Origin of the sequence: Streptomyces griseicoloratus (assembly GCF_014534645.1) — a bacterium.
Classification (GTDB): domain Bacteria; phylum Actinomycetota; class Actinomycetes; order Streptomycetales; family Streptomycetaceae; genus Streptomyces; species Streptomyces griseicoloratus.
Map to the genome: position 1 here is coordinate 239318 of NZ_JACVQF010000238.1, position 13720 is coordinate 253037.

Below are 13720 nucleotides of genomic sequence, written 5' to 3' on the forward strand. Positions count from 1 at the left end.
GACCGTCTTTTCCCCGCCTCCTGTGAACGTGCGACGCTGAAGGCGTTCAGCGCCCCGTGTCCCCACCGCACCCGAGGAACCCGAGACCATGAGCCCCGCAGAAGGCGACCGTGACACCCAGCGGATCCTGATCGTCGACGACGAGCCGGCGGTCCGCGAAGCCCTCCAGCGCAGCCTCGCCTTCGAGGGGTACGACACCGAGGTCGCCGTCGACGGCGCCGACGCCCTGGAGAAGGCGGTGGCGTACCGGCCCGACCTGGTCGTCCTCGACATCCAGATGCCCCGTATGGACGGCCTGACCGCCGCCCGCCGGATCCGCGGCGCCGGCGACACGACCCCGATCCTGATGCTGACGGCCCGCGACACGGTCGGCGACCGGGTGACCGGCCTGGACGCCGGGGCCGACGACTACCTGGTCAAGCCCTTCGAGCTGGACGAACTGTTCGCCCGCATCCGCGCGCTGCTGCGCCGCAGCTCCTACGCGGCGGCGGTGGCGGCCTCCGAGGAGGACGACGTCCTCCGCTTCGCCGACCTGAGCATGGACCTGGGGACGCGGGAGGTCACGCGGGGCGGGCGGACGGTGGAGCTGACCCGCACGGAGTTCACCCTCCTGGAGATGTTCATGGCACACCCGCGCCAGGTCCTCACCCGGGAGCAGATCCTGAAGGCCGTCTGGGGCTTCGACTTCGAGCCGTCGTCCAACTCCCTCGACGTGTACGTGATGTACCTGCGCCGCAAGACAGAGGCGGCCGGCGAGCCGCGGCTCGTGCACACCGTCCGGGGCGTGGGTTATGTACTGCGGCAGGGCGGCGCGGAGTGATCAGACGGTTCCGCGGCCTGCCCCTGCGCTCGCGCCTGGCCCTGCTGGTGGCGGCGGCGGTGGCGTTCGCGGTGACCGCGGCCGCGGTGGCGTGCTGGTTCGTGGTGAAGAGCGTGCTGGTCAGCTCGCTGGACGAGGCCCTGAAGGCGAACCGCATGGACAGCCAGCAGGTGAGCCAGTACGTCAACCTGCGCACCGGCCTGTGCGCCCACGAACCCCTCACGCACGAGCAGAACCCGTTCGGCTCGTCCGTACAGCTCGTGGACCGGGAGGGCGGGAGCTGCCTCATCATCGGCAAGGAGCTGGTCCCGCTCACCGACGCCGACCACGCCGTGGCCGAGGGCGAGTCCCCCGACACCCTGCACGACGCCATCGGCTCCGACGGCACCAAGTACCGCGTCTTCACCTACACCGTGCCCCGTCTGCAGGGCGTCGCCGTCTCCGCGGCACGGCCGCTGGGCGAGGTGACCAGTTCGCTCAACCATCTGGCGCTGGTGCTCCTCTTCGTCGCGGGCGCGGGTGTCGTCGGTGCCGGCGCCGCCGGCCTGTGGGTGGCCCGCGCCGGTCTGCGTCCCGTCGACGAACTGACCCGCGCCGTGGAACACGTGGCCCGCACCGAGGACCTCACCGTCCGCATCCCCGTCGAGGACGACTCCGACGACGAGGTCGCCCGTCTCTCCCGCTCCTTCAACTCCATGACCTCCTCCCTGGCCAGCTCCCGTGACCTGCAGCAGCAGCTCATCGCGGACGCCGGTCACGAACTGCGCACCCCCCTCACCTCCCTCCGGACGAACATCGAGCTGCTCACCCGCAGCGAGGAGACCGGAAGGCCCCTCCCCGAGGCCGACCGCAAGGCGCTGCTCGCCTCCGTGAAGGCGCAGATGACCGAGCTGGCCGCGCTCATCGGCGACCTCCAGGAGCTGTCCCGGCCCGACCCCGGCCAGCACGCGGGCAGGACACAGATCCTCGCCTGGCAGGACGTGGTCGAGTCGGCCCTGCGCCGCGCCCGGCTGCGCGGCCCGGAGCTGACGATCACCGCCGACGTCCAGCCCTGGTACGTGCGCGCGGAGCCGTCCGCGCTGGAGCGGGCGGTGGTGAACATCCTGGACAACGCGGTGAAGTTCAGCCCGGAGGGCGGCACGATCGACGTACGCCTCGCCGACGGCGTCCTCACCGTCCGCGACCACGGCCCCGGCATCCCCGCCGAGGAACTTCCGCACGTCTTCGACCGTTTCTGGCGCTCACCGTCGGCACGCGCGCTGCCCGGCTCGGGGCTCGGCCTGTCGATCGTGGCGCGCACGGTGCAGCAGGCGGGCGGCGAGGTGACGCTGGCCCCGGCCGGGGACGGGGGCGGCGGGACGGTGGCGACGGTACGGCTGCCGGGGGCGCCGGTGCCGCCGCCGGGATCCTGACCACGGCACTCAGTGGGAACCGAGCATGCCGGGGGAGTCGATGTCCACGGTGAGGAAGCCTGGCGCGTAGGCGTCCTCCCGTCCGGTGAGGATGATCGACATGCCGCCCGACTCGAGGTGCGGCGTGGCGACGTAGAGGGCGTGGCAGGTGTCCGCGCCGCCCCAGCCGTCGCGCACCATCCCCCCGACGGTGACGGCCGCGAGCTGGTTGAGTGGATCGACTCGCAGGCCCGGCAGCGCGAGAAGCGCGCCGCCGACGCCCGCGTCGCTCTCCTCGGCCTTCAGGAGGCAGAGCGCCGGTAGGTGCAGCCAGTCACCGGGGGTGTGCGCGATGTTGTCCGCGAGGCGGTGAAGTCCCTCGTGACCGTGAGCGAGCGCGAGGGCCGCAGACGTGTCGAGAATGATCACGCGGCCCGCTCCCGGAGGGCGCGAGCCTTCTCCGCCGCCACGGCATAGACGTTGGCCAGCACGTTCGGGCCGCTGTCGAACTCCTCGTCGCTGAGCGTGCAGCCGAGCCGTTCGCGCAGCACCTTGCGCGTGGCCGCCACCCGCTCCGCGATCTGCTCCGCCGTCGGCTGCTCGGCGGCCAGCTGCTCCACGAGCTGCCCGAGCGTCATCCCCCGCTCCTTGGCCACCTGCGCGAGGTGGTCGCGTGCCTTGCGGGACACCTGAATGGTCGTGTTCTCAGCCATGGCGCCACCATAGTCACACCACAACCTCGCGGACGCATACCGTCGGCCGGTTCACCCGAAGGACGTTCCTCGTCGAACCCGATGTCAGTGGGAGCACCTAGGTTGTGACCCATGAGTTCCTCCCTGAGCGTCTACCTTCTCGACGTGTCCGCCACCCGTGCACTCGTCGGTTCCCGCGACGAGCAGCTGCTGGAGGTGATACGCACCAACTTCGGTGACGACCTCGCCCGCGACGACGACTACTTCGGCGACGCCATCGCGGACGGCGCTCCCACGGCGTACGAGGCACTGCGCGCGGTCGTCAACGGCGGGCCGTTCAGCGACGACAAGGACCACGCCTTCCAGTACGGCTACGCGTACAAGCGGCTGTGCTCGCTCACCGGCTCGTTCCTGGACAACTCCTGCTTCACGCCCCACCGGGGCGACTGGCTCTCCGTCGTCGACGAGGGCCTGAGGGCCCTGGGCATCACGGCCGTCTCCGTGGAGGACTTCGGTTACAGCGATCTGCCCGCTCCGCTGCCGTACACGTACATGCCGGGCAGCGGCGAGTGGACGCCCGAGCGCATCACGCAGGCCCTGGAGCAGTTCGAGGCCACCAAGCGCGCCGTCGACGAATCCGGCCAGGCCCCGCCGCTCGAGCCCGCCGTCGTGGAGGCCGTCATGCAGTGCCTCGGCTGGATGCGGCACGCACAGGCCCGGCCCGGCTTCGGAGTCATCGGCTTCCGCTCCTGACGGCTGTGCCGGCCGACGCGGCAACCTCTCCTCCGTCGGCAGCGACCAACAGGTGATCCCAGTCCCCCACCTGAACGGAAGTTGCCGTGAGCGACACCCGCACCCGCAGCAGGAACCGTCACCGCAAGAGGCGCACAGCCCTGGCGGTCGGCCTCCCCCTGGCGCTGACCGCCGCCGGGACCCTGGCCTACGGCACGGACGCCGGCCTCCTCGGCGAAGGCGCCGCCCGGCAGGCGTCCGCCGCCGCCACCGCCGCGCCCGCCTGGGCGGCCGAGACCGCCGACGGCTTCGCCTCGGTCGACGCACTCGGCCAGAACGGCACGTACGGCGGCCGGGACGGGCAGACCGTGACCGTGCGGACGCAGGCCGAGCTGGAGAAGTACGCCACCGCCGCGGAGCCGTACGTCATCGTCGTGGCCGGGACCATCACCATGTCGCCCGTCGGGAAGGAGATCAAGGTCCAGTCCGACAAGACCATCGTCGGGTCGGGCACCTCGGGGCACATCGTCGGCGGCGGCTTCTTCCTCGGCACCGGCGTGCACAACGTGATCATCCGGAACCTGACCATCCGGGACTCGTACCAGGGCGTCTGGAACGACAAGGACCACGACTTCGACGCGGTCCAGATGGACGGGGCCCACCACGTCTGGATCGACCACAACGACCTGCGGCACATGGCGGACGGCCTGATCGACGTCCGCAAGGACAGCACCAACGTCACCGTGTCGTGGAACAAACTCAGCAACAACAACAAGACGTTCGGCATCGGCTGGACCGAGAACGTCAAGACGGACATCACGATCCACCACAACTGGTTCCGCGAGACCGAGCAGCGCAACCCGTCCACCGACAACGCCGCCCACGCGCACCTCTACAACAACTACCTGGAGGACACCCCGGGGACGGACATCACCTCCTCCTACGGCAACTACGCGCGCGGCAGGACGGCGATGGTCCTGGAGAACAGCTACTTCCAGGGCGTGAACAACCCCGTCATCAAGGACGCCACCGCGACGGTCGTCCAGCGCGGCAACGTCTTCTCCGGCACCAGCGGCCGCAACGAGAGCGGCGGCACGGCCTTCGACCCGAAGGCGTACTACGCCTACACGCCCGACAAGGCGGCGGACGTGCCGGCGCTGCTCAAGTCCGGTGCCGGTCCGCGCGGTTCCACCGGGACGACCGCCGTCGCCAAGGCCGCCGCCACCACCCTCACCGTCGCCCGGGACGGCAGCGGGCAGTACAGGACCGTGCAGGCCGCCGTGAACGCCGTCCCCGCGAACAACCCCTCCCGCGTGGTGATCGCCGTCAAGCCCGGCACGTACCGCGAGACCGTGAAGGTGCCCTCGAACAAACCGCACGTCACCATCCAGGGCACCGGCGGCAGCCGCAAGGACACCGTCATCACCTACGGGAACGCGGCGGGCACGCCGAAGCCGGACGGGTCGGGCACGTACGGCACCGCCGGCAGCGCCACCGTCGCCGTCGAGGCCGACGACTTCCAGGCCCGCAACCTGACCGTCACCAACGACTTCGACGAGAAGGCGAACCAGTCCCTGTCCGGCCACCAGGCCGTCGCCCTGCGCACCGCCGCCGACAAGGTGTTCCTCGACGGGATCATCGTCAACGGCGACCAGGACACCCTGCTCGTGGACACCGCGGCCAAGGACCGGCTCGGCCGGGTCTACATGACCAACTCCTACGTCACCGGCAACGTCGACTTCATCTTCGGCCGGGCGACCGCCGTGATCGACCGGTCCGTCATCACGCTGAAGAAGCGCTGGGACGGCACCTCCGCCGGATACGTCACGGCCCCCAGCACGCCCGCGAACCGCAAGGGCATCCTCATCGCCAACTCCACGGTCAACGGTGACGTGGCCGACCGCACCTTCCACCTCGGCCGTCCCTGGCACGCGGGCGGCGACGCGTCCCTCGACCCGCAGACCACGGTCCGCAACACCACCCTCAGCGCGGCGGTCCGTACCGCTCCCTGGACCGACATGAGCGGCTTCTCCTGGAGGGACGACCGCTTCGCCGAGTACCGGAACACCGGCCCGGGCGCGGGCGCCGCGAGCGGCGACCGCCCTCACCTGACCGACGCGCAGGCCGCCGGCCAGGAGGTCGCGGACTGGCTCGGGGACTGGGTGCCCACGGCTGCGTGAGGAAAGCGAGCGGGCCCCGGACGGCCGGCGTCCGTGGGCCCGCTGCGAACACCGCGGAGCGCTACCCCACGATCGTGATCCGGTCCGCCGCGGGCGGAGCGATCGGGGCGGTGGCCGAGGAGTTGGCCGTCAGGTACTGCTCCAGGGCCTTCAGGTCGTCCGCGCCGACGACGTCGTTCGTGCCCTGACCCAGCGTGGGGAAGCCGTCGCCGCCGCCCGCGAGGAAGCTGTTCGTCGCGACGCGGTAGGTGGCCGCCGGGTCGATGGCCGCACCGTTCAGGCGGATGGAGTCCGTGACCACGCGGTCGGCGCCCGTCTTCGTCAGGTCCAGGGTGTACGTCAGGCCGGACGAGACCTGGAGGATCTTCGGCGCCTCCGCGTTCGACCCGCTCACCTGCTCCTTGAGCACCTGGATGACCTGAGCGCCCGTGAAGTCCTGGAGGTTCACCGTGTTGGCGAACGGCTGCACCGTGAAGCCCTCGGCGTACGTCACCACACCGTCGTCCTCACCGGCCTTGGCCGCGTAGGTCAGCGGTGCCCGGATGCCGCCGGAGTTCATCAGGGCGAGGTCGGTCTCCGGGTCCAGCTCCTTCCCGTACGCCAGTTGCGCGTCGGCGATCAGGTCGCCGAGCGGGGACTCGGTGCCGGTGTTGCCGATGTCGCCGGAGATGTAGCCGATGGGGCGGTTGCCGATGGGGGCGGCGAGGGTGTTCCACCTGTCGATCAGCGACGTCATGTCCGGGGCCTTCGGGACGTCCCTCGTCACGACGTGGTTGGCCGACTTCACCGCCGTGCGGGCGATGTCGCCCGTCCACCGGTCGTAGGTGAGCGTGGTGTCCGTGTAGAGACGGCCGAAGGACGCGGCCGAGGTGACCATGCGCGGCTTGCCCGCCGGGTCGTCGATCGTGCAGACGTACGCGTTGTGGGTGTGGCCGGTGACCAGCGCGTCCACCTGGGGCGTGACGTTCTTGGCGATGTCGACGATCGGTCCGGATATGCCGTCGCCGGCGCCCGGGGAGTCGCAGTCGTAGTTGTAGGAGGTCGAGGCCGGGAAGCCGCCCTCGTGGATCAGGGCCACGATCGACTTCACGCCCTGTCCCTGGAGCACCTTGGCGTACTTGTTGATCGTCTCGACCTCGTCCTTGAAGGACAGGCCCTTCACGCCCTCCGCCGACACGATGTCCGGGGTGCCCTCCAGGGTCACGCCGATGAAGCCGACCTTGACGCCGTTGTTCTTCCACACCCAGTACGGCGCGAGGACGGGCTTGCCGGTCTTCTCGTCCAGGACGTTCGCGGCGAGGTAGGGGAAGTCGGCGCCCTCGAACTCCTTGTCCGTGTAGCAGCCCTCGGTGGGGTGGCAGCCGCCGTTCTGCAGACGGGCCAGTTCCCTGGCGCCCTCGTCGAACTCGTGGTTGCCGACGGACGTGACGTCCAGGTCGAGCTTGTTGAGCGCCTCGATCGTCGGCTCGTCGTGGAAGAGCCCCGACAGCAGCGGGGAGGCGCCGACCATGTCGCCGCCGGCCGCGGTGATGGAGTACGGGTTGCCCTTGCGGGCCTGGCGCAGATGGGTCGCCAGGTACTCCACGCCGCCCGCGTCGACCGTCTTCGTCGTGCCGTCCGGCTGGACCTCGGTGACCCGGCCGGAGGAACCGGCCGGCGGCTCCAGGTTGCCGTGCAGGTCGTTGAAGGACAGGAGCTGGACGTCCTGGTAGCGGCCGGGCTCGTGGCCGCCGTGGCCCCTTCCGGCCTCGCCCGCGCTCGCCGTACCCGGCAGCGCGGCCGCGGCGAGCGCCCCGGCGGTGACGGCGCCGGCGGCGACCGCGAGGAGACGGTTCGTACGCCGTCTGCGGCGCTGTCGGTACGACTGAGCTGTGGCTGGCATGCGCCCCCCTGTGGGTCTGCGTCGCTGGGGGCCGCCGACGTGACGGCCCGTCGGCGCAGCCTAGAGTCAACGCGCGTAGCGCGACAGGGGGTTCCGGGTTACATCCTGGTCTAGCTTCTGCCACCACTTTGCCGGGCCCGCCCCTTACCCTCGTACGCATGACCAGCGACGACACCGTGCGACCCGGCCGCCCCCGTTCGATCGACACGTACTCCGCGCTCTCTTCGGACCAGACCGAGGCCGTCCTCCGGCTGCTCGACGAGGCCGCCCGGAACGACGGTCAGCAGGCCGTGTCCGAACAGGGGCGGCTGCAGCTGCGCGGGGGCGCACGCGAGGGCGTGTCGCATCTGCTGCTCACCGTCGACGGCGAACTCGTCGGCTACGCCCAGCTGGAGGACACCGACCCGGTCGAGCCGCCCGCCGCCGAGCTGGTCGTCCATCCCTCCCACCGGGGGCAGGGGCACGGACGGTCGCTCGGGGCGGCGCTGCTCGGCGCCTCGGGCAAGCGGCTGCGGGTGTGGGCGCACGGCGGCCACTCCGCGGCCCGCCACCTCGCCCAGGTCCTCGGCCTGACCCTCTTCCGCGAACTCCGTCAGATGCGGCGTCCGTTGGCGGACCTCGACCTGCCCGAGCCGGTGCTGCCGGAGGGCGTGACGGTACGGACCTTCGTCCCCGGCCGGGACGACGCGGCCTGGCTCGCCGTGAACGCCGCCGCCTTCGCCCACCATCCCGAGCAGGGGGCCCTCACCCAGCGGGACCTCGACGACCGCAAGGCCGAGTCCTGGTTCGACCCGGCCGGCTTCTTCCTGGCCGAGCGGGGCGGCGAGCTGATCGGCTTCCACTGGACCAAGGTGCACGCCGCCGAGCAGCTCGGCGAGGTGTACGTCCTCGGCATCCGCCCCGACGCCCAGGGCGGCGGCCTCGGCAAGGCCCTGACCTCCATCGGCCTGCGGCACCTGGCCGGGCTGGGCCTGCCCACGGCGATGCTGTACGTCGACGCCGACAACACGGCGGCGGTGTCCGTCTACGAGCGGCTGGGCTTCGTGACCCACGAGACGGACCTGATGTACCGCACGGAGACGTGACAGACGTGACGGGCTGACCGGGGCGGCGACCACGACCGCCCGGCCACCGCGCGACGGTCAGTCTCCGCCGCCTCACCGCGCGGCAGTCACTCCCGTCCGCCTCACCGCGTGACGGTCACCGCCGGCCGCTCACCGCACGGCAGTCCCTCCACCGACTCACCGCACGACGCTCGTCCCCGCCCACTCACCACACAGCGGCCACCCGGTCCCACCCACCGGCCGCACGACGGTGCCCCCACCCTCGGCCGACGGGCACGACCGTCACCCGGCCCCACCCGCCGCCCGGGCGGCGGTCGCCCGCCGTCGTCGGCGCGCCACCGGCTCCGGGCCGCACACCCCCCACCCCACCACCGCCACCACGAGCAGCACCGCCCACCGGTCGTGGGCCGCGGCCCACCGCTCGTCGGCCGAGGGCACGAACAGCGCCCAGCTCTCCGGTGCCAGCAGCGGCGCGAGTGCGGCCGAGACCAGCAGGGCCGCCGCGACGCCCGGCCCCGGCCGGGGCTCGTCCCTCAGGCGTACCGCCGCCGCGGCACCGGCGAGCGCGAACACGCACGTCACCGCAGCCTCCAGGGTGATGCCGGCGGCCGGCGGCCGGGACGCCGGCGGGGCGAGCAGCAGCACAGCCGTCCACCACAGGGCGACGAGCGGTGCGACGAGGGCCGCCCGGAGCGCCTGCCGCACGGGACGCCGGGTCGGTACGGCGGCGGTGACGTGCCGGGCGGGATCGTCCAGCAGGAAGGCCAGCCCCAGCGCGCCGACCAGGGCGATCCCGCGCAGCAGGACGAGCGTCTGCCAGGGGTTCGGCTGCGCGCCCGTCAGCCGCGGCACCCCGGCGATCAGCAGCCCGACGGCACCGGCGGCCCCCAGCGCCCGCCACGGCAGCGTCCGCCGCACCGGGCCCGCCAGGGCCCACGTCACTCCTCGCACGAGTCCGCCTTCTCGGGACCCTTCACGCCCAGCAGCTCCGCCGCCCGTGCCGTCGTGACGCCCGGCGAGGTCAGCTCGGCCCAGTGCGCCTTCACCCGCTGCGCGACGGCGGCCCGGGGCTCGCCGAGCAGGCGGCGTACGACGTCCGTCTGCCCCTCCGTCATCGTCAGCGGATCGGTGGGCGACAGCACGACCGCGGAGCCGCTCAGGCTGTCGTCGAGACGGACCCGGCGCAGGGCGCCCAGCGGGTCGTCCTGCCAGCTCAGGGAGAGCCACATGACGGTGACCATCCGCCCGTCGCACATCCCGCCGCTCGCCTTCTCGCTGCCCGCGACCAGCACGGCGGCGACGGCGGTGGAGAACTCCGGGACCCGGTTGCCGCCCCAGGAGGTGCCCACGGTCACCTGGTGCGCGGCCTCCGACGGAGCGAGCGCGGCGTCGCCCTCCAGCCCGTAGCGGGCGTCGAGCCGCTGCCGTACGACCAGCCGCTGCCCGTGAGCGGAGCCGCCCGCGAGGGACCTGACCTCGTCCACCACGCCGGCCCAGGCCCCGGTCCGGGCCGTCCACTCGGGGAACGCGCAGTACCGGGACCCGCCCCGCTCGACGCAGGTCTGCTCCTTCTCCGGGCTCACCGAGGCGCGCTCCCGGGCCGCGGTCAGCTCCGGCGACGGCGACATCCGCGCGGCCTGGGCGATCCCGCCGGTCAGCGCCAGGGCGAGGCTCAGCGCGACGCCCGCCTTGACGGTCCGGCTCCGCCCGCCGGCGGCCAGCACCGCCAGGAAGGCCAGGGTCAGGGCCGCGCCCGCCAGGTACAGGGCGTGCCAGGCGGCCGGCCGGCCCAGCAGTGCGGAGGGCAGGGTCTTGGTGCTCGGCTCGGTGACGACCGGCGCGAGCCACGAGACGCCGTCCGTGCCGGACGGGCCCGTACCGAGCACGAACAGGAACAGCAGGCACACCACCGCCAGCGGCGCGGCCCACGCCGAGCGCACCAGACGGGCCACGAGCACCCCGAGCACGCCGAACAGCAGTACGGTCAGCGGGCCGACGAGCAGCTCGGCGGGCGAACCGTGCCCGACCGCGCCGGGCTTGAGTGCCTCCCGGGTGAACTGGCCGGCCACGCACACCGCCGTGAGCAGGGCGGCCGGCACGACGGACAGCGCATGGGCCGCCGTACGGGACCAGGGGGACACCACCAGCGCCGCGAACCGGCTCTCCGTGCCGTGGCGCCAGGAGCGCAGTACGGCGAGGTTGGCGCTCAGCAGGACGGCGAGGCCCACGAGCATGGGCATGTTCTGGGTGGCGCGGTCGGCGTCCTGGAGGGCGGGGTAGCCGTCCCACGTGTTCCGCCCGTGCCACACGATCCAGACGACGTACCCGACGAAGGCGACGGCGACGGGAACGCTCAGCAGCAGCCTGCGCGCCTCGAACCGCGCGAGGGCGAGCACGGCCGCCCGCGCACCACCGCGCGAAGGACTCCCCGCCTCCGCCGGTACCTCCAGCACCGCGCTCACGCCGCCACCTCCGCGCCCGTGCCGTCGAGGGTGAGCAGGTAGCCGTCCTCCAGGGTCGGTTCCAGCAGCTCGGCACCCGCGGGCGGCTCCCCCACGTTCCGGAAGGACCCCGTCCCCGTACGCCACCCGGCCTTCGCGCCCGGGTCCCGCTCTGTGCTGCTCCACACCCGCCCCTCCGCGCGAGCGGTCAGCTCGGCCGGCGTGCCGTCGAAACGCACGGCGCCGGACGCCATGACCAGCACCCGGTGGCAGAGCATCGCCACGTCCTCGGTCTGGTGGGTGGACAGCAGCACCGTCCGCCCCTCCCCGGCCCGGGCGATCAGCTCCCGGAACCGCATCCGTTGCTCGGGGTCCAGACCGACGGTCGGCTCGTCGAGCACCAGGAACCCGGGGTCACCGACGAGCGCGGCCGCCAGCGCGACCCGCTGCCGCATCCCGCCGGACAGCTTCCTGATCCGCCGCCCGCGCACATCACCGAGGCCGACCTCCTCCAGCACCCGTCGCACCTCGCGGTGCCGGGCGCCACGGTCGGTCAGCTCCTTCAGGATCGCCACGTAGTCCACGAACTCGAAGGCGGTGAAGTCCGGGTGGAAGCCGGGCGTCTGCGGGAGGTACCCCAGCCGGCGCCGTACCTCCTGCCGCCCGCGCGCACTGCCCGGATCGTGCCCGAGCACGGTGAAGGCCCCCCGGTCCGGCGGCACGGCCGTCGCCAGCACCCGCAGCAGGGTGGTCTTGCCGGCCCCGTTGGGCCCGAGCAGCCCGGTGACGCCCGCGGTCAGCCGCAGCGACACGTCGTCGAGGGCACGGGTGCCTCCGTAGTGGAGGCTGAGCCCGGAGGCGGAGACGGTGAAGGTCATACGGCACTCCCGTACACGAAGGAACCACGGAGGACGGCGATCACGCGGCCCCCCTCGGAAAGACGTCGAAGCGGTCGCGGAACAGGAACAGCAGCCCGGCACCCGCACCGGCGAGGACCGCGGACACGCCCTGCCCGGCCGCGGTGAACGGCGCGAGCGGATCGCCGGCGCTCGTCTGCGCGGCGTTGGCGGCGAACAGCACCGCGACCCACACCGCGCCGACCACGGACGGCGCGGCCACCGGACCCAGCCGGGGCGCCAGCGCCAGCCCGGAGACGGTGAGGGCGAGGGCGGGCAGCAGCCAGGCCAGCGCCCGCAGCCCGTAGTCGGGCAGAGCGAGGGTGGCGAGGCCGTTGAGCCCCAGCCCGACGACGAGCACGGCGACCGTACGGATCATCAGCAGCCGGAAGCCGTGCGTCGGCGACACGACCGCCATCTCGTACGTCGGGTCCAGCCCGGGCCCGTACGCCAGCGCCACCCCGGCCAGCGGCAGCAGCGGCGCGAAGGCGAGGAACAGCGTGGGCGAGTCCGCCGCGCCCGCCGAGAAGGCCACGAGGAAGGTCGTCACGAGCACGGCGACGACGGCGCCGAGCCACGAGCGGCGCAGCACGGGGGTGGCGGCGAGCAGCCGCGCCGTGTGGTCGGCGACGCCGAGCCGCACCAGCAGCCCCTCGAACCGACCCGGCCGCGGCGCGTCCAACTCGGCATCCAGCCGCTCCCAGCCGGCCTGAAGGGCCCCCGCGTCACCGAACTCGGCGAGAACGCCCCGGCACCGCTCACAGGCGACCAGATGCGCATCGGCGGACCACAGCGCGGGCGGTGCCAGCTCCCCGCGGGCGTAGCCGCGCAGGTCCTCTTCGTCGACGTGCCAGGTCATGCCAGGGCCTCCCGCAGCTGCTTGCGGGCCCGCATGGCCCGCGTCTTGACCGTGCCCGGCGGGATGCCGAGCAGGACGGCCGCCTCGCGGGTGGTCAGCCCGTCGACGACCGTGGCCTGGAGCACCGCGCGCAGCTCCGGCGACAGCCGGACGAGCGCGCCGGCGAGGTCACCGTGCTCCACGCCCGCGAGCACGCGCTCCTCCGCCGAGACCTCCTCCCGGTGCCGCAGCCGCGCCAGCGCCTGCCGCAGCCGTCCCCGCGCCCCGTCGCCGCGCAGCGCGTCCACGAGCCGCCGGGACCCGATGCGCCACAGCCACCCGGCGACGTCCCCGTCCTCCCGGTACCGGGCGCTGCCCCGCCACACCGCGAGAAAGGTCTCCTGTACGACGTCGTCGACGACGCCGGCGTCGGCGCAGCGGCTGCGCATGCGGGCGGTCAGCCAGGGGGCGTACCGCCGGTACAGCTCCTCGAAGGCGCGCCGGTCGCCGTCCGCGGCGACGGCCCGCAGCAGCTCCCCGTCGCTTCTCATCTCGCTCACACCCCCTCATCGGACGACGCGCCCCGTCCGGTTCACGCCCCATCGACTCTCACCGACACGGACCGCCGCGCCGTCGGTGGGGTCGGCGCCGGAGCAGGACGCCCAGGGGTCACCCGGCGTGGGTGCGGGCCGGGGGTGGGACGCGCAGCCCGGCCCTGCCCGGGTGCCGCTGCGCCCACCCGTGCCGCCCTGGGGGTACCTCCCAGGCCGTTCAGGCACTGGGG

13 protein-coding genes are annotated in these 13720 nt (G+C 73.0%); 5 read left to right on the forward strand and 8 right to left on the reverse strand.

Annotated features, from left to right (window positions below):
- The first annotated feature begins 88 nt into the window (after nt 1-88).
- Entirely contained in the window at nt 89-820 is a 732-nt protein-coding gene (locus tag H0H10_RS38645; protein WP_188185892.1) for a response regulator transcription factor, read from the forward strand.
- Nucleotides 817-2232 carry a sensor histidine kinase gene (locus H0H10_RS38650; protein WP_188185893.1) on the forward strand — a complete coding sequence of 472 codons (1416 nt, stop codon included), beginning with the start codon at nt 817-819 and terminating at the stop codon, nt 2230-2232. The genes H0H10_RS38645 and H0H10_RS38650 overlap by 4 nt, the downstream gene beginning before the upstream one ends.
- Before the next feature lie 9 nt (nt 2233-2241).
- Here H0H10_RS38650 and H0H10_RS38655 read toward each other — a convergent pair whose 3' ends face one another.
- Nucleotides 2242-2640: a PIN domain-containing protein gene (locus tag H0H10_RS38655; RefSeq protein ID WP_188185894.1), complete on the reverse strand. Its 399-nt coding sequence runs from the start codon at nt 2638-2640 to the stop codon at nt 2242-2244.
- Complete coding sequence (locus H0H10_RS38660; protein WP_188185895.1) at nt 2637-2924, reverse strand: hypothetical protein; 288 nt, start codon at nt 2922-2924, stop codon at nt 2637-2639. The genes H0H10_RS38655 and H0H10_RS38660 overlap by 4 nt, the downstream gene beginning before the upstream one ends.
- 111 nt (nt 2925-3035) lie before the next feature.
- On the opposite strand from H0H10_RS38660, the gene H0H10_RS38665 reads away from it, so the two are divergent.
- On the forward strand, nt 3036-3656 hold the full coding sequence (locus tag H0H10_RS38665; protein ID WP_188185896.1) for a DUF7691 family protein: 621 nt from the start codon (nt 3036-3038) through the stop codon (nt 3654-3656).
- Between the two features lie 86 nt (nt 3657-3742).
- Entirely contained in the window at nt 3743-5815 is a 2073-nt protein-coding gene (locus tag H0H10_RS38670; RefSeq protein ID WP_188185897.1) for a pectinesterase family protein, read from the forward strand.
- 61 nt (nt 5816-5876) lie between these two features.
- Here the strand turns inward: H0H10_RS38670 and H0H10_RS38675 are convergent, their stop codons facing one another.
- A complete protein-coding gene (locus H0H10_RS38675) occupies nt 5877-7697 on the reverse strand; it encodes a bifunctional metallophosphatase/5'-nucleotidase (RefSeq protein ID WP_188185898.1) in 1821 nt (606 codons plus the stop codon).
- A gap of 158 nt (nt 7698-7855) precedes the next feature.
- Here H0H10_RS38675 and mshD point away from each other — a divergent pair, with 158 nt between their 5' ends.
- On the forward strand, nt 7856-8782 hold the full coding sequence (gene mshD, locus H0H10_RS38680) for a mycothiol synthase (protein ID WP_188185899.1): 927 nt from the start codon (nt 7856-7858) through the stop codon (nt 8780-8782).
- Between the two features lie 261 nt (nt 8783-9043).
- Here the strand turns inward: mshD and H0H10_RS38685 are convergent, their stop codons facing one another.
- The 5 genes from H0H10_RS38685 to H0H10_RS38705 are packed head-to-tail and all read right to left on the reverse strand — an operon-like array spanning nt 9044 to nt 13496.
- A complete protein-coding gene (locus H0H10_RS38685) occupies nt 9044-9712 on the reverse strand; it encodes an ABC transporter (RefSeq protein WP_309142006.1) in 669 nt (222 codons plus the stop codon).
- Nucleotides 9700-11223 carry an ABC transporter permease gene (locus H0H10_RS38690; protein ID WP_188185900.1) on the reverse strand — a complete coding sequence of 508 codons (1524 nt, stop codon included), beginning with the start codon at nt 11221-11223 and terminating at the stop codon, nt 9700-9702. The genes H0H10_RS38685 and H0H10_RS38690 overlap by 13 nt, the downstream gene beginning before the upstream one ends.
- Entirely contained in the window at nt 11220-12080 is an 861-nt protein-coding gene (locus H0H10_RS38695; protein WP_188185901.1) for an ABC transporter ATP-binding protein, read from the reverse strand. The genes H0H10_RS38690 and H0H10_RS38695 overlap by 4 nt, the downstream gene beginning before the upstream one ends.
- 40 nt (nt 12081-12120) lie before the next feature.
- A complete protein-coding gene (locus H0H10_RS38700) occupies nt 12121-12957 on the reverse strand; it encodes a zf-HC2 domain-containing protein (protein ID WP_188185902.1) in 837 nt (278 codons plus the stop codon).
- Nucleotides 12954-13496, reverse strand: coding sequence for an RNA polymerase sigma factor (locus H0H10_RS38705; protein WP_188185903.1), 543 nt, complete (start codon nt 13494-13496; stop codon nt 12954-12956). Before H0H10_RS38705 ends, H0H10_RS38700 begins: the two co-directional genes overlap by 4 nt.
- Nucleotides 13497-13720 lie beyond the last annotated feature (224 nt).

Coding starts and splice junctions, on each gene's coding strand:
- H0H10_RS38645 (WP_188185892.1), top strand. CDS start 89: ATGAGCCCCGCAGAAGGCGACCGTGACACCCAGCGGATCCTGATCGTC.
- H0H10_RS38660 (WP_188185895.1), bottom strand. CDS start 2,924: ATGGCTGAGAACACGACCATTCAGGTGTCCCGCAAGGCACGCGACCAC.
- H0H10_RS38665 (WP_188185896.1), top strand. CDS start 3,036: ATGAGTTCCTCCCTGAGCGTCTACCTTCTCGACGTGTCCGCCACCCGT.
- H0H10_RS38675 (WP_188185898.1), bottom strand. CDS start 7,697: ATGCCAGCCACAGCTCAGTCGTACCGACAGCGCCGCAGACGGCGTACG.
- mshD (WP_188185899.1), top strand. CDS start 7,856: ATGACCAGCGACGACACCGTGCGACCCGGCCGCCCCCGTTCGATCGAC.
- H0H10_RS38695 (WP_188185901.1), bottom strand. CDS start 12,080: ATGACCTTCACCGTCTCCGCCTCCGGGCTCAGCCTCCACTACGGAGGC.
- H0H10_RS38700 (WP_188185902.1), bottom strand. CDS start 12,957: ATGACCTGGCACGTCGACGAAGAGGACCTGCGCGGCTACGCCCGCGGG.